At 59.8% G+C, this 15,666-nt stretch carries 15 protein-coding genes; 5 read left to right on the top strand and 10 right to left on the bottom strand.

All coding sequences use genetic code 11. The annotated features are described in order from the left end of the window. Positions 1–278 precede the first annotated feature (278 nt). The 4 genes from IPM61_12010 (at position 279) to IPM61_11995 (ending at position 4,080) form a co-directional block, all read left to right on the top strand. Positions 279–1,514 carry a hypothetical protein gene (locus IPM61_12010; protein MBK8912038.1) on the top strand — a complete coding sequence of 412 codons (1,236 nt, stop codon included), beginning with the start codon at positions 279–281 and terminating at the stop codon, positions 1,512–1,514. Between the two features lie 117 nt (positions 1,515–1,631). Continuing rightward, the gene (locus tag IPM61_12005) at positions 1,632–3,125 is read left to right on the top strand and encodes an amidohydrolase (GenBank protein ID MBK8912037.1); all 1,494 of its coding nucleotides are present in this window, start codon (positions 1,632–1,634) and stop codon (positions 3,123–3,125) included. 173 nt (positions 3,126–3,298) lie between these two features. Then, positions 3,299–3,697: a DUF309 domain-containing protein gene (locus IPM61_12000; protein ID MBK8912036.1), complete on the top strand. Its 399-nt coding sequence runs from the start codon at positions 3,299–3,301 to the stop codon at positions 3,695–3,697. A gap of 35 nt (positions 3,698–3,732) precedes the next feature. Then, positions 3,733–4,080, top strand: a complete 348-nt coding sequence (locus tag IPM61_11995; protein MBK8912035.1) for a 4Fe-4S dicluster domain-containing protein — start codon at positions 3,733–3,735, stop codon at positions 4,078–4,080. A 115-nt stretch (positions 4,081–4,195) separates the two neighbouring features. Here the strand turns inward: IPM61_11995 and IPM61_11990 are convergent, their stop codons facing one another. The 10 genes from IPM61_11990 to IPM61_11945 form a co-directional block, all read right to left on the bottom strand. Continuing rightward, positions 4,196–5,911 (bottom strand): sodium:solute symporter, encoded by a 1,716-nt coding sequence (locus tag IPM61_11990; protein MBK8912034.1) that lies wholly within the window; start codon positions 5,909–5,911, stop codon positions 4,196–4,198. Positions 5,912–6,193: 282 nt separating this feature from the next. Next, positions 6,194–6,337: a hypothetical protein gene (locus tag IPM61_11985; protein ID MBK8912033.1), complete on the bottom strand. Its 144-nt coding sequence runs from the start codon at positions 6,335–6,337 to the stop codon at positions 6,194–6,196. Between the two features lie 212 nt (positions 6,338–6,549). Next, positions 6,550–7,350, bottom strand: coding sequence for a hypothetical protein (locus tag IPM61_11980; GenBank protein MBK8912032.1), 801 nt, complete (start codon positions 7,348–7,350; stop codon positions 6,550–6,552). Continuing rightward, complete coding sequence (locus IPM61_11975; GenBank protein MBK8912031.1) at positions 7,347–8,003, bottom strand: RNA polymerase sigma factor; 657 nt, start codon at positions 8,001–8,003, stop codon at positions 7,347–7,349. Before IPM61_11975 ends, IPM61_11980 begins: the two co-directional genes overlap by 4 nt. A gap of 141 nt (positions 8,004–8,144) precedes the next feature. Then, a complete protein-coding gene (locus tag IPM61_11970) occupies positions 8,145–9,119 on the bottom strand; it encodes a formimidoylglutamase (protein ID MBK8912030.1) in 975 nt (324 codons plus the stop codon). Positions 9,120–9,158: 39 nt separating this feature from the next. After that, on the bottom strand, positions 9,159–9,413 hold the full coding sequence (locus tag IPM61_11965) for a SemiSWEET transporter (GenBank protein ID MBK8912029.1): 255 nt from the start codon (positions 9,411–9,413) through the stop codon (positions 9,159–9,161). Between the two features lie 192 nt (positions 9,414–9,605). Beyond that, positions 9,606–10,298 carry a putative N-acetylmannosamine-6-phosphate 2-epimerase gene (locus IPM61_11960; protein MBK8912028.1) on the bottom strand — a complete coding sequence of 231 codons (693 nt, stop codon included), beginning with the start codon at positions 10,296–10,298 and terminating at the stop codon, positions 9,606–9,608. A gap of 2 nt (positions 10,299–10,300) precedes the next feature. Continuing rightward, positions 10,301–11,110: an SDR family oxidoreductase gene (locus IPM61_11955; protein MBK8912027.1), complete on the bottom strand. Its 810-nt coding sequence runs from the start codon at positions 11,108–11,110 to the stop codon at positions 10,301–10,303. Between the two features lie 569 nt (positions 11,111–11,679). Beyond that, the gene (locus IPM61_11950; GenBank protein MBK8912026.1) at positions 11,680–13,038 is read right to left on the bottom strand and encodes an LptF/LptG family permease; all 1,359 of its coding nucleotides are present in this window, start codon (positions 13,036–13,038) and stop codon (positions 11,680–11,682) included. 63 nt (positions 13,039–13,101) lie between these two features. Further along, the gene (locus tag IPM61_11945) at positions 13,102–15,096 is read right to left on the bottom strand and encodes a hypothetical protein (GenBank protein ID MBK8912025.1); all 1,995 of its coding nucleotides are present in this window, start codon (positions 15,094–15,096) and stop codon (positions 13,102–13,104) included. Positions 15,097–15,220: 124 nt separating this feature from the next. Here IPM61_11945 and rsfS point away from each other — a divergent pair, with 124 nt between their 5' ends. Further along, positions 15,221–15,640, top strand: coding sequence for a ribosome silencing factor (gene rsfS, locus IPM61_11940; GenBank protein MBK8912024.1), 420 nt, complete (start codon positions 15,221–15,223; stop codon positions 15,638–15,640). The last annotated feature ends 26 nt before the right edge of the window (positions 15,641–15,666 follow it).

Here is a 15,666-nt window from a genome sequence, read left to right as displayed (position 1 = left end):
TCCTGTAGAAACCGGCGGCTTCGGCCTGCCGCTGCCTTGCGCCCCCCTGCTTCGCCCTGACGGGCGAAGCGTCCCCCCAATGCTGGGGGGAAATGGGTTTGGCTGTTGATCCACTTCTCTCTAAATCTCACGCCATTTCCGCCAGCCCCTCCCCCAGAATTGGGGGAGGCGGGGAGGGGGCTGCCGCGGTGGCGGACTTCGATGCAGAATCTTGTTTGGCTCCAACGGGCTTTGTCATTTCGCCACCAATTACCAACCCGCAGTTGTACATTTGCGGCATGATGAAGCGTTCTTTCCCCGCCAGCATTCTGGCATTGCTGCTGCTGACCTTCTCCCCCATTGCCGCGCAACCCGGCACGCAACCCGAAGCAGACCCGTGTGGCGGCGCGCACGACCCGCACGGCCTAACCGAACAGCACTCGCTGGAACTGCTATCCACGCTTGGCAAAAGCTGGGGCTACGGCTATGCCGATCTTCTGAACGACCTTGTGGCCTGGCGCAGCAGCCCTTACGTGCGGGTGGATTCAATCGGGCGGAGCGTGCAGGGGCGGGCGTTGTGGCAGCTTTCCATCACCTCGGCAACCGTGCCAACGGCCCCGCGCCAAACGGTGATGATCCACGCACGCACGCACCCGGGGGAAGTGCAAAGTTGGTGGGTGGCAAACGCGATGATCCGCTACCTGATTTCCGACGACCCACGCGCCGCCCAGCTGCGCGAACGGCTGATCTTCCACATCCTCCCGATGTACAACCCCGACGGCGTGGAGCTTGAGCACCCCCGCGAGAACGCCAACAACATTGACCTTGAACGGGAATGGGACAAACCAAACCCGCAGCCCGAACCCGCCGCGCTGAAAGCCCGATTCACCGAACTGATGAACAGCGCCGCGCCAATCAAGCTGGCGTTGAACCTTCACAGCGCGTACCTGTGCGAACGCTACTTTGTTTACCACGACCAGAAAGGAACCTCGCGGGAGTTTGCCCGAAGCCAGCAGCTATTTATCGGGAAGGTGCGGGAGTTTTGGCCCGAAGGAATCCGCCCCTGGGATTACTACCAAAGCTGGGACACCGGAACGCCGCGCGTCTTCCCCGAAAGCTGGTACTGGCTGAACTACGGCCCGGCAGTAATGGCCATGACCTACGAAGACATGAACTGCGCCCAAGCCGGGAACTACGACTCCACCGCGCGCGCAATCCTGCATGGCGTTGGCCAGTATCTTGGCGTTCCGCTGGCAAGCGGCGTGGCGGATGACGGAAGCGGGAACAGCAATGGATTGCGGCTAACCGTGCAGCCATCATCGGGAACCCTTCAGTTTTACCTCCCCAAGCAACAGCACGCGCAATTGCTGCTGTTCGATCTTTTGGGGAACCAAGCCGCGCAGATTGTGGATGCCGAGCTTCCCCCAGGAGACCACACCGCCCAGCTTCCGCCTGGCCTTCCGTCGGGCCGCTATCGGTGCCAGCTTCGCAGCGGGAACTCCGTCGTTTCCGATTGGGTGGTGGTGGTGCGGTGATGTGCCATTGTTGGCGATCCATCGCTTGCTCCACAACTCACTCCATCACTCACTCCATCACTCACGCTCCATTGCGGATTCGTGCCTTCATTGTTTATCCCGTTATCCCGAACCACCATGCGGATTTCCTGTTCCTCTTCTTCCGGTTTGATCGAGTCTGTTCAGCCAAGCAGCCGCACGCAGCTGCTGCTTGATGGGGTCGAGTATCCGCTGCCGTTGGGGGCGGTGGTCCTTCCTGGCTTCACCGACGCGCACGCGCATCTGATTGGGCTTGGCGAAATGGCCTCCAAAGTCAACTTGGTGGATGCAACATCCCCCGAAGAATGCGCCCGCCGGGTTGCCGACCATGCCAAAAATCTTCCCGCCGGAACGTGGGTGCAAGGGTTTGGGTGGAACCAAGAAAAATGGGGCGTGCCGCAGCTTCCCACGCGGGCGTTGTTGGACGCGCTTCTTCCCCACCATCCGGTCCTGCTGCTTCGGGTGGATACCCACGCCGCGTGGGTGAACAGCGCGGCAATTCGCGCAGCCGAAATCACCCCGGGCTGGATTGATGGGGGTGAGGTTTTGTTGGATGAGTTCGGCCAGCCAAACGGCATTCTGGTGGATACCGCGATGGAGTTGGCGTTGCGCCACGTTCCACCAATCACCACCCAGCAACGTGCCGCGTGGATTGAGCACGGGATCCAGGAGTGCCTTCGCTACGGCATCACCTGCGTCCACGACATGAACGTCGAGCCGGAGCGGCTGCAGGCAATGGCCAGCATTGCCGAGCGTGGCGGAATGAAGATTCGGTGCGAGGTGTTCCTGAAGGCGCAGGGGGAAGAATGGCGCGCCGTTCTGCAGCCCGGCCCCCTGGCCAACAACGTGAACATTGCCGGGGTGAAATACTTTGCCGATGGCGCGCTTGGATCGCGCGGGGCGTTGCTGCTGGAGCCGTACAGCGACGCGCCAGACACACGCGGAATCCAGCTTCTTTCTGCGGACCAGCTGGCGGGGTTGGCTGCCGAGCCGGCGCGGCGCGGGTTTGCGATTGCCACCCACGCAATCGGCGATGGCGCGAACCGGTTGGTGTTGGATGCCTACGCGCAACTGCGCCGCAGCCACCCCGACGCACTGCTGCGGGTTGAGCACGCGCAGATTGTTCACCCCGACGACGTGCCACGGTTTGCGGCGCTTGGCGCGCTCCCTTCGATGCAGCCAACCCACTGCACCAGCGATGCAGCAATGGCCCAGCAACGGCTTGGGTCCCAGCGGTGCGGCTACGCTTACGGCTGGCGGAACCTGCGGCGCGCGGGGCTTCCGATCCTTGCCGGAAGCGACTTCCCGATTGAAAGCCCCGACCCGATAGCGGGCATCCGCGCATTTGCCGAACGGATAGATTCTTCCACCAACAAACCGTGGCATATCCAGCAGGCGATCTCCCCCCAGGAAGCGATTGCGGCATTCACCGAGTGGCCCCGGCTTGGAATCCCCGGCAAGCCGCGGCGGGGCCGCCTTGCCGAAGGGTACGCGGCGGACGTAGTAGTCCTTTCCGGCGACCCCTGCGCGGCGGGAACGTCGCAAGCAATTGCGACGATTGTGGCGGGTAACGTGGCTTGGGCGTGGACGTAATCAGAAGCGAACGAACAGCGGCGGCCAGAAAACAATGGCAAGGGAAAAGGGCGGTGTTACAAGCTGAGGAAAACAAAAGATTGCCCAAAGTGTGATATTCGCAGCGACACGGCATCGCACAACAAGCCGATGCGCTCCTCTTCCTCCTCTTTCTCTCTCGCCGAGAAACAACAGTGCAAGAACGTTCACTTCTGGAGCTTGCCGTTGCTGAATTCAACAGCGGACGCTTTTTTGAAAGTCACGACTCCTTTGAAATGATGTGGGAATCGCTGCAGGGCGACGACCGCCGATTCATGCAAGGGATGATCCACGCGGCAATCGGCTCCTTCCACGCGGTGCGGAACAACCACGCCGGGGCCACAACGCAGCTTGACAGGGCAATCGAACGGTTATCGGAACATCGCCCCGAAAAATTTGGCATTGACATCAACGGACTGCTGCCGCAGCTGGTGGCCTTACGCGAGGCAATCCGAACCAGCGGCACGATTCCTTCCCTGCAAATCACCCTTGCAGAGCTTCCGGCAAATCCCGCCGGGGAAGCAACGGGGCAGGGAAGTGTACGGAACTTATAGACCAACAATCAATCAACATCTGGAGCAAGAGATATATGGCAATCCACATCACGGAAGATTGTATTAACTGCGGCGCGTGCGAGCCGGAATGCCCAAACACCGCCATTTACGAAGGGGGTGCGAATTGGACCTTGGCCGGCGTTACCTACGGCGATGGCGAGGCGGCACCAAGCGGCACAAACGGTTTCTGGTCCGCCGATTACTTCTACATCGTCCCCGATAAATGCACCGAGTGCGTTGGGTTCTTCGACGAACCGCAGTGCGCCGCCGTCTGCCCGGTGGACGTATGCTTGCCGGACCCGAACCGCGTGGAATCGAACGAGGAGCTTCTGCAAAAAGTGGACGCGCTCAACGCCATTGATACCGACCGGCTGCGCAACTAAAAACAATCCTGCCGGAGAGATCAGCTCATCAAAACGAGCAAGGCCGCCCAAACAGCGGCCTTGCTCGTTTTCATTTTCTGGCATCGCCCGGCGGGCGGGCCGCGGCTGTTCGGTTTTACGCGCTTTCCGTTGCGTGTGGCTTTGTTGGGCTGGCAAGGCTCCACCCCATTCCCACGGCCACCACCGCCACGCACCCCACCACGTTGTACCACAGGAAGCTCATCATCTGGCCGTCGGCATTGAAGCCGTAGTGGACCAGCGCAATGGTCCCCATCCCCGCAATCAGCCCAACGAACGCGCCGTTTGCGGTGGCGCGTTTCACCCCAATTGCCAGCACAAACACCCCAAGAAGCGAACCGTAAAAGAACGAGCCGAAGCGGTTCACAACCTCAATCAGCGACCCCAGCTGCACGGCGTAGAAGGCCACCACGCACGCAAAAATCCCCCACAAGAGTGTGGTAAGTTTGGAGACAAGCAGGTAGTGCGCATCGCTGGCGTTGCTGCGGTAGAACCGGCGGTAGAAATCAATCACCGTTGCGGTGGAAAGGGAGTTCAGTTCGGCAGCGATGGAGGACATGGCTGCGGCAAAGATTGCGGCGATAATCAGCCCCACCACCCCGGGCGGCATATACGTGGTAACGAACGTCGGGAAGACGTGGTTGACATCGGTGAACTTCGTGCTGTGGGTTGCGGCTTTCACCAATCCAATCGCCTGGCTGCGGGTTGCGGCCATTGCGCTGTCGGCACGCAGATAGGCATCGCGCTGTGGCGTGATATCTCCCCCACCGCTTACTGCCTTTGCCAACGCGGTTGCTTGCGCGCTTCGCTGGGCAGCCTCGGCTTGGTATCGTTCCCCCAACTGGCGGAACTCCCCCTTGAACGCGCTGCTATCCACGGCGGCAACATCTTGGCGATTGAAGATCATGGGCGGGGCTTGGAACTGATAGAAGACAAACACCAGCACGCCAATCAGCAGGATCACGAACTGCATCGGGATTTTCACAAACGCGCTCATCAGCAACGAGGTCCGCCCCTCGCTAACGGAACGGGCGGTTAGATACCGCTGGACCTGGCTTTGGTCGCAGCCGAAATAGCTGAGCATCAGAAACAGCCCGCCAATCAGCCCCGACCAAAAGGTGTAGGTCTCCTTTGGGCTGGTGTTGAAGTCAACGGTCTGCAATTTTCCGGCGGCCCCGGCAATGGAAAGTGCCTCGGAAAAACCAACGCCGCTGGGAAGCTGGGAGAAGATGACAACCAGCACCACCGCCAACCCGGCAAAGATGATCACCATCTGCTTCACATCGGTCCAGGTTACGGCTTGCACGCCGCCGAACATGGTGTAGAGTGTGGTGGAAAGCCCCATGGCAAGGATGGTGATGGTTTCGTTCCAGCCAAGCACAATCGAAAGGATTACCGAGGGGGCGGCAATGATTACGCCGCACGATAAGCCGCGGGACATCAGGAAAAGGAAGCTGGTAAGCGATCGGGTTTTGGCATCGAACCGCCGTTCCAGATACTCATATGCCGTGAAGACGTTGGCGCGGTAAAAGAACGGAACCACCGTCACGCAAAGGATAATCATTGCCAGCGGCAAGCCGAAGTAGAACTGGATGAATCCCATCCCTTTGTCGTAGGCCTGCCCGGTGGTTCCAACAAGGGTGATGGCACTTAGCTGCGTTGCCATCACCGAAAGCCCAACGGCCCACCACGGAAGGCTTTTGTTGGCAAGGAAGTAGCCTTCAATCCCGTGGCTACGCCGCGTCAGGCGGATTCCGTCGTACACGATGTAGATCAGATAGGCAGCGATAATCAGCCAGTCGAGCCAGTGCATCAGGGTTGTGTTGAGTGTCGTGGGAAAAGGAGCATCGCCGTTGTATGGGCTTGCGGTCGCGGCAAAGGTAATGGATACGGGCGCATTGTGCACGCCACGGGTGGCGAACCGCACAGGTGGCGGGGACCTCCATCATGCTTCTGGGTGCACGCGTTCCGCCAGCAAAGAACGCCAGCACCAAGTCCCTTTTGTTGGAACTTCGTGCTGGCGTTGTATTTGTGCTGACCGGGAAAGGGGAATGCGTTGCCGGATTCTTCCCTTGCAGCCATGCTTGTTGGACCGTTACCGTAAATCGAATTTCCGCGAAAAAAGCCAGAGCGCGCCGATCACCACTGCGGTGACAATCACCACAGCAATGTACACGCGATTCCAGTGCGGGAACTCAGTTTCTGGTTCCGGTACGTCGAACGATACCTGGGGGGCCATGACGTTACCTTATGAACGATGTGAATGAACTGTACGAGGACACTCTTCCCCCCCGCCTCACACAAGGAGAGGGAGAGTGCGGAAAGCGAAGGGGTTCTGAAAGGGCGAAGAGAGTATCCGGGAGAACGAATCCCAACGAACCAACATGGCACGCCACGGAAGCAACCAAGCGGGCGTATCTATCCTGAATGATTCCAAGGTGAAGGCACAGCTTACGGGCGCAGAACCTTCACCTTTGCCCGCATATTGATCGTGTCTTTGTGCGGGCGTTCCACCGTGCTGGAATTGGTTGGGGCTGCGGTCTGGTCGGTTGTTGCTTGGGTCGCTGCTGCATCGGTTTGGCTTGCGGTGCGGATTGCGCGGCGTTGCGAAAGTGCGTTGATGTTGCTTGCCTTCTGCTGCGTCCCGACCGTGCGCGCTGGCAGCGTTTCTGTTGTTGTTATTTGGTTATCAGAGCGTAGCGTTGGTTGTTCATTTGCTGCTGTATCGGTTGCTGTTGGGATTTCGCTGATCTTCTGCGTTGCTGGCGCGCTGCTGGTTCCGTTCGGTTTCGCAGCGCGCTGAACCGCAGCGGGAGGTTTAGCTCCTTCGTCCGAGCTGGTAAGGATTGGGGCAACCACCACTGCCCCCGTTATCAGCGCGAAGGCACTGAATCCAGCAATCATCCAAATGAACGTGGTTGCGCTGGCAAAGGCCGTGCGGCGGTTGAACCAGCTTCCCACGATTGCAACGATTCCGGTGCGGCGGTATTGGGCCGCCTGCTGCTGTTGCGGTGGGTTCATCGCAGCTGCCTGGCGCAGCATCGTCACCATCCGCTCGCGCGAGGCTGGATGCTGAACCGGGATTGTCTCGCGGTGCTTATGGAGCGCGCTATCCACAACGTTGTACGCCTTCAAGGTTTGGCGCAGGTCGTTGTCAACAGCAACCTGAATGAAGAACTCCTGCTCCTCGGCACCGGTTAGCTCGCCGCCAAGATAGCGGCCTACCAAGCGTTCCTGTTCCCTACGTGTCATTGTCCTTGCTCCTGTCTATTATTCGGTCTGGTCGTCTGTTTGTCTTCTTCGATGCCGATCATGGCGGAGATCATCCGGGCCAAGTGGGTCCGTGCTCGCCAGGCGCGTGTGCGTATTGCCCCGACCGGTTCGCCAAGCATCTCGGCAATTTCATCGAACCGGTAACCGCTGTACGCGTTCAGCACCAACACTTCACGCTGCGAAGCGGGAAGGTGGGGAAGCGCCAGCACCACTAATTCCTCCATGTGCGAAAGCTCCGGAATGAAATCCACCGGGTGGCTTGTTTCCGGCAGGTCCTCAATCGCCGTGTGGTGGCGATCCTTCCGAAGCTCATCAAGGCAAAGGTTGCGGGCGATTGTCAGCAAAAATCCCATGGGATTCTGCGAGGTAACTTTCCGCTCGCGCCGCAACCGAAGCACCCGTTCCCACAGTTCCTGCGTGATATCCTCGGCCCGCTGGTGGTCCCGCACAAACTGCCGGCAGTACATGAAAATCCGGTGGTTGTGGCGGTCGTACAACTCCACCAATGCTGAGTCATCCCCAGCAAGGAATCGCTCAAAAAGCAACGTTTCGGGGTTGGTTGGCTTCGGCAATGCCGATTCCTGAACCCCTTCGCCCGGTGCTGTCTGAAATATCTGGCGGTACCATGCCATTGGTTAATTCCGTGACTAACGTGAAGCAGGAAATGTGAGAGTTGTAGGAAGATAACGGAATGCCGGAAGGAAACATCACAGCAGGAAAAACTTGAGGCAGAAACAGCGATTTTTCTGGCCATCCTCCCCCCCGCTCCAGCTTCACCGCTCCCCGATTCCCCCGATAAACCTCATCATCGCGTGGGCAGCAAGTTTTGCGGTCTGGTTGTCGCGGTCGAATCGGGGATTGACTTCCACGATGTCCATCGCCACGGTCGCGCTGCTGCGGCCAAGAAGCCGCGCCGTTGCCAGAAGCTCCGCCGCGGCAAAACCATCCGGCATCGTGGCCGATACCCCAGGCGCGTCGGCAGCGCGAACTCCATCCATGTCCAGCGTCCCGTAAACGTTCTTCCGCCCCTCCGAAGAAGCGATTCGATAGGCCGCCAACAAGGCATCGGGAAACCCTTGCTGGCGAACGGCCTCCAGCGGAATAATCGTCCCCCCGCTTCCCCGCACCCATTCAACGTGCGATTCCGCGTTCGCAAAGCTCTGGATTCCGAATTCCACAAACTGCTCTGGGGCCAGCTTCCCCTCCTCAATCAACATCCGAAACGATGTCCCGCTGTTCCGCAGCGGGTTCGGCGGGCGCACGTCAAGGTGGGCATCAAAATTCAGCACCCCCAACCGGCCATGGACGGCGTGAACACCGCTGGCAGCGGCATAGGTGACATCGTGGCCGCCGCCAAGCACCAGCGGAATCAGCCCACGCCGGCAAACCGCAGCAACCACCGCGGCCAATCGGCGGTGGATTTCCTCCAGCCCATCATCCAACTGGTCATCGCAACGGATGTTCCCCAAGTCAACAACCGCGCCATGCGGAACGCTGCGCCCGGTTGCAAGGTCGAATGGGGTCAGCCGGTAGAACATCGCGCGGATTGCGTCGGGGGCCTGGGCCGCGCCAACGCGCCCTCCATTCCGCGCCACGCCAAGCTCCTGCGGAACGCCGATAATGGCAACGCGGGTGTGCTGGGCAATGGCATCATCCCCCCTTCCCACCAGGTCCCCCATGCGTGGGTCGGCGGGGTCGTTTTTGGTGAAGAAGAGCGCGGGATCGGCAGGGATCAAGTGATCGAGCATGGCAACGATGAAGTCTGGAAGAGGCTCGTGGAAACGGGATCAGTGAAAGCGAAATTTCGCCCAAAGAATCGTCAGCTGCAGCACCAGGATGATGACGTTCGGGAGAATAATCGGGAGGTCATCTTGCAGGAATCCATAGGCGGCCCAGAGGGTGCTGCCGGCCGCCATCAACAAGTACGACGGGAGCGAGAGGTCGTGGGTGGAGCGGGTTCGCAAGACCTTCGCGGCCTGCGGCACAAACGCGATGACACCAACAGCTCCGGCAGCAAAACCAAGCAAGCGGATGTAGTCCATGGGGTAGGTTCGGAACAGATGTTGTTATGCTTGATACCGCTCAAGTGCTGGAGCGTTTATGGGACACTTATGGGACATTTATGGGACACTTATGAACCTTTATGGGACATTTATGAACCTTTATGGGTGTTTATGGAGCTTTTATGAAGATTTATGAACCGTTTATGAATCATTTATGACACCTTTATGAACTCACCCCCCCACTGCTTCGGCAAACAGTTGGGTGATGACGCGCGGGCGGGTGATTGCCCCGCCAACAATCACGCCGTAGGCCCCGGCCTCCATTGCGGCAGTGGCTTCGGCGGTGCTCCAGATGAACCCTTCGGCAAGCACCGGAATCCGAACGGATTCGCGTAGGCGATGCACGAATTCCAAATGCGCCTCGATGGAAATCGCTTGCTCCACCGTCTCCTTCGTCCGCCCAAACAGCACGGTGCTGATTGCCCCGGCACCGGCCTCGGCGGCACGCATCGCCTCGTCGTAGGTGGAGATGTCGGCAAGGATCGGCACATCGGGGTGGCGGCTTAGGGCTTCGCGGATGAACGCCGGGCCATCGCTGCCGTCGGGGCGTGGGCGAAGCGTGGCATCCACGGCAATCACGTCCATCCCCATCCGCGCAAGCCGCGTGTGGCTTATTTGATCCGGCGTCACCAGCACCCAGCCATCCTTGAACTTGCCGCGAATGCAGCCGATCAACGGGATGCGGGTGGTGGCGCGAATTTCCTGCAAGTTCGGTATCCCCTCCCCACGAACTCCAACCGCCCCCCCAAGCTCCGCCGCCTGCGCAAACAACGAGCAGTGCTGCGGGGTGTAGAGCGGCTCCCCCTCGTCAAGCTGGCAGCTGACAATCAGGCCTGGGCGAATCAAATCGGAAAAACCTTTCATTGTTAGCCTTCACGCTCCTGCCAATTCATATCCACCGAATCCTCCCCCCCATCCACCTGGATTGTTGTTCCGTTGACCCATCCGGCAGCATCGGTGGCAAGCAGCGCGATAAGCCGGGCAACGTCCTCCGGCGTGGTCAGCCGGTGGAACGGGTTGCGCTGGCGGGCGTTGGCAATGATGTTTTCGGCCCCGGGGATTTTCCGCAACGCGGCGGTGTCCGTAACCCCAGCTTGGATTGCGTTGACGCAGATCCCCTGCGGTCCAAGCTCGAACGCCAGCTGGCGGCAGTAGCTTTCCAACGCAGCTTTTGCGGCGGAGACCGCACCGTACATCGGCAGCACACGGCGCGCGCCCGAGCTTGACATGGCAAGGATGCGGCCACCGGCGGGCATAAGCCCGCGAGCAATAACGTCTTGGGTCCAGTAGATCAGGCTGTTGGCCATCACGTTCATCGTCATCTCAACTTGGGCTTGCGTTAGTGCCTCCCTGGGATTGGCCGCCACCAACGGTTTCAACGCGCCAAACGCCAGCGAATGGAGCATCAGCCGCAGGTGCGCGCCGGGCGTTTCTTGGAACATTTCTGCAACCCGTCCCAGCACCGAAGCACGTGCTTCGGCATCGGCGGCGTTGACGTTGAAAAAGTGGGCTTCGCGGCCATGCTGCCGGATTGCTTCCTGCACAGCAAGCGCAGCGGGCATGGTGCCGGCGCGGTCCAGGTGAACACCGATGATGTTCATGCCGGAGCGTGCAAGCTCCACCGCAGCCGCGCCACCAAAACCGCTGGAAGCGCCAAGGATAAGAGCATACGTCATATTCAGGAATCAGGAATTGGTTGCCAGTACGCGCCCCGATCAAGCCAGGGCGATTTGATTTGATTTATCAATCCCGACAAAGGTCGGAGCCGCTACCCTGCATCGGTAGCCGCGACCGATGCCAAACCGGTAGCCGAAGGTCTTTAGCCTTCGGCGTCTTCCTCACTGGGCAGGCTAAAGACCTGCCGCTACCCCGACAAAGGTCGGGGCCGCTACCCTTCGGTATCCATTTCACTGGGCAGGCTAAAGACCTGCCGCTACCCCGACAAAGATCGGGGCTGCTACCCGGCATCGGTAGCCGAAGGTCTTTAGCCTTCGGCGTCTTCTTCACTGGGTCCCGACAAAGGTCGGGGCCGCTACCCTTCGGTATCCATTTCACTGGGCAGGCTAAAGACCTGCCGCTACCCCGACAAAGATCGGGGCTGCTACCCGGCATCGGTAGCCGAAGGTCTTTAGCCTTCGGCGTCTTCTTCACTGGGTCCCGACAAAGGTCGGGGCCGCTACCCTTCGGTATCCATTTCACTGGGCAGGCTAAAGACCTGCCGCTACCCCGACAAAGGTCGGGGCCGCTACCCGGCATCATAACCGATTGGTTTTCTTCGGAAGAGCCTGCGTAGGCGATTGAATTCGAAGGTGAACGTCACCGTTTCGCGGGAGACAAGGACGGTAAGATACAGGCCGATTGCGCCGATAATCACATCGGCCATCCACATTGCAACGGCAGGGGGCAAGGCACCCCGGTCGGCAAGTTTCTCGCCGGTGACAAGGCACGCCCAATAGACCACAAAGAAGCCCAGAGTGATTGCCGCCGAGACTCCAAAATTTCCACGGCGGACCACAATCCCCAACGGTGCGCCCACCAGCATAAACACCAAGCACGCCGCCGGGATGGAGTACTTTTTATGAATCTCCACCCAGTATTGGTCCGATTCTTTCAGGTGCTGCGTAATCACCGCTTGCTCCGATTCGATCTGCCCTTTCAGCGTGGCCATTTCCATCACTCGCTGGTTTGTTTCTGGGCTGCGGGTAATCGGGTTCAGTCCTTCGATTCCCAGCTGGACAGCTCGCAGCCCAAACTCCCCCAGCAAGGAATCACGCCGTGCGGCCACCCGGTCGGCACGCGATTCGGCACTGTCGGCGCGGGCGCGCATCTGCTGGATGTTCATCGTCCGGTCGGTTCGGCCAATGGAGTTGGGGTCCGTGGATGCCAGGTTGAAACCGGCGGCGGCAACCACCACTTGGTGCTCGGCAAACGTCAGCCGGGTGAACCGTGCGGCGTTGCGGCGGTCCAGCTGGTGGATTTCGCCATCGCGAAGGGTCATCAGCAGGCGGCTGTAATCTTGATTGAACGCCAGCTCCGCCGTCCGTGCGGTGATTGTGTTCATCCGCTCGGGGTCCTGGGTGTAGATGGTGACGTCGTACAGGATGTTCCGCAGGCGGTCCACCTTCCGCGCCAGGATGCTGTAATCTTGCAACGAAATAAGCTGCCCAGGCTCGATTGCCAACGTTGGCTGCACCTGCTTGATGTCCAACAGCATCACCATTGCGGTGTGGTTGGTTTCCGGCAAGATGCGGTCGTTAAACAGAAACAGCCCGATAAACAGAAACAGCCCGCCAAGCATCCCCGGCATCATTGCCCGCAAGGCACTTCCCCCCGCGCTTTTAATGATCGTCAGCTCGTTGCTGCCGCTAAGTTTTCCGTAGGCCATCAGCGAAGCCACCAGCACCCCCAACGGAACCGCCAGCACCAGCATCCACGCCAGGTTGTAGGCAATCAGCTTGGTGATAATCCACGGGTCCAACCCCTTCCCAAAAATCTCTGAACCAGACTTGAACAGAAATTGCAGCAGGAAGAAAAACACCACGCAGACCGTCCCGAACAGGAACGGCCCGATGTGCATTCGTAGGATGTACCAAGCGATTCTCATGCTGCTGTGGCCGCTGCGGAACCGCGGCCGTTGTTACGTTAGTGCAGTGGACCTGTTTGGGCGTTAGTGCAATGGTGGCTGCTCGCTTAGCCGCCGTTTCATTTCGGCAATGCGGGCTTCGTAGTAATCAAGGCGTTCCGGCTTTGTTCGCGCAAGGGTCTGGAAGGCTTTTAACGCCTCGGCATATGCCCCCTGGGCAACCAAGATATTGGCCAGCGTATCGCTGACGATGGATGGCTCGAACGGAACCGGGCGGTGATGTTCCTCATCTTCCACCACCGGAATCCTGGCACTTTCCAGGCGTTTTGCCAACTCCTCCAACGGGGTCATCTGGCCAGCCGCTACCTCTGTTGAATCTGGCAGTGTTGAATGTGGCAACCGCGCGGACTCCCTTCCCCCAACAGCCGATTGCCCACGACCCCGCCCGCTCTCCTTCTTTACCGCGTCGCCCTGCGCTTGCTGCACGTGATGTCCCGGTGGCGTGGCTGGTTGGGATACCGGCTGCGGTTCTTTCTGCGCCGGGGCGGCGGGGGGGTGCAACGGCGGAAGCGGCGGCATGTTGGCCGCAGCGGGCAGGGTGAACGCTGCGCCGGTTTGCGAAGGAGTTGTTGAGGTTATCGAGGCCGGCGTTGCTGGCTTGGCGGTGGCTCGCCCGGGAAGCTCGGGGCCCGGCATTGGCTGGTTAATCAGCGGGGCAATCGCCTGCTTGCGTGCCGACTCCTCGTGGCGAAGCGGCGCAAACTCCAACCCCGGAATCAGCCGAAGATTCGCGCTCCGCAGCCGCGAAACATTGCTCCCCTTGTGAATCGCCAGCACCGAGATGGGGCGGATGGAGCTTGGCGGCAACTCACGTTCTTCCGCCCCCCCAGCGGCCAACAACCGGAACGTCCGGTCATCGGTGTGGGGCGCGGTTGTGCCGTTCGGCGGGGCTGGCAAGGGTTTGGCTGGAAGTGGCTTGGCTGGCAGGGCAATCGGCTCCGCTTCCGCTGCGGCGGGGGGCGCGTCAACAACGATTTCTGCCGCCGCAACCCCTTCGTCAGGAATCGTGAAATCGGGGAACGGAGGCGGAACTACGGCGGGGATTGGAGCATCCACAACAACAGCATCAACAACGCTATCGGCCACCAGCCCGGCAGATTCGTTGGCAGAAACTTCAGCATCCTGGGAAGGAGCATCAACAACAGCTATCGGGGCAACAGCCGGGGCATCAACAGCAATCTCCACCGGCGGCGCAATCGGTTCTGAAAGCTCCTGATGAGCTTCAGCTTCAGCTTCGGCTACGACTTCAGCAACAGTGGAATCTGCAGCAGCGGAATCAGCAATGCTCGCGACATCAATCGCGCCATCGGAAGCGGCTTCGCTTTCCCTGATAGTCTCCTCCGCAGGTTCCAGAATCGGCGATAGCTCCACCGTCGCCACAGGTTCGGCAGCTTCCTCCGGCAACGGAGTTGGAGTTGCTGGCGGCATGGCAGAAGCTGTTTCGCCGGCAACTTCACCGGCAATTTCACCAGCAATCACCTCGGGAGGGAGAGCAACGGGGGCCGGCGCAGGTTCGGGAAGTTGCGCGGCATCGGGCAAGGTGAAGGGAGCATCGGGTTGCGGCGTTGGGGGCAGCTCAGGTTGCGGGGTCGGCAACGGAACGGAGACCAGCGATTGGGCGTGGGCGGTATCGTTCGGGGAATCGGCAACACGGGTGAAAGGGGATGCGAGCCGTTTCGTGGCGGGAATCCCCCCCACTCCGGGCTGGCGGAATTCTTGCGATTGCTGGAACGATTGCTGAAGCAGTTGCCGATGGAGGTCCTCCAGCTGCGGCGCGCCGGTCCGGAGGAAGCCATCGTGAAGGACGTTGACGGCACGGTCCCGCTTCCCCATCGCAAGGAAGACTTGCGAAAGGATCATGTAACCCGCAATCTGATCGGGGAAATGGACCAACCCTTGCCGGCAGACCTCCATTGCCTGCTGGAAGGAGCCATCGGCAAGAAGCCGTTGCGCTTCGTGCGGGAACATCGGCGAAGGACGGGCCGATCCGGGTCGGCGGCGTGATTCGGAAACCAACATGGCGGCAAGATTACGAAAAGCGGGGGAACCATCGTTCACGAGGTGTGTTCAATTCTGCATTTGCCCCCCATCTCACCGATTTTGACTTCGCCGGAACCGCAGTTTGCCGTATTCTTGGGGCCTTATGGAACAGACACACGACACAGAACGCATCCGCGACCACCAACGCCATCCAAAAACCATTGCCCGTTGGTGTGCCGAAGGGATGATTGAAAAGAAGGCGAAAGACATCGTCATCATGGACATCCGTGGGCTGACCGACATTGCCGACTTTTTTGTGGTCTGCTCTGCCGACAGCGACACCCAGCTCCGCGCCATTGCCGACAGCGTGATGGACACCATGCGTGAGTACGACATCAAGCCCTACCGCACCGAAGGTTGGCAAGGGGAGCAATGGATCATCCTTGATTTTGTTGAAGTGGTGGTTCACGTCTTCTACAAGGAAGCGCGCGACTTTTACAAGATTGAGCGAATCTGGTCCGATGCCAAGATTGAGACGGTGGTGGATACCGCCGGAAGCCACGCCACAAGCAGCGAAGAATAGCCCCCCCCCCTCAGGTTCCGCCCCCG

This window comes from Chlorobiota bacterium (assembly GCA_016710285.1).
Classification (GTDB): domain Bacteria; phylum Bacteroidota; class Ignavibacteria; order OLB7; family OLB7; genus OLB7.
Note: the sequence above shows the minus strand (reverse complement) of the source record. Positions and strands in the feature narration are given on the sequence as shown.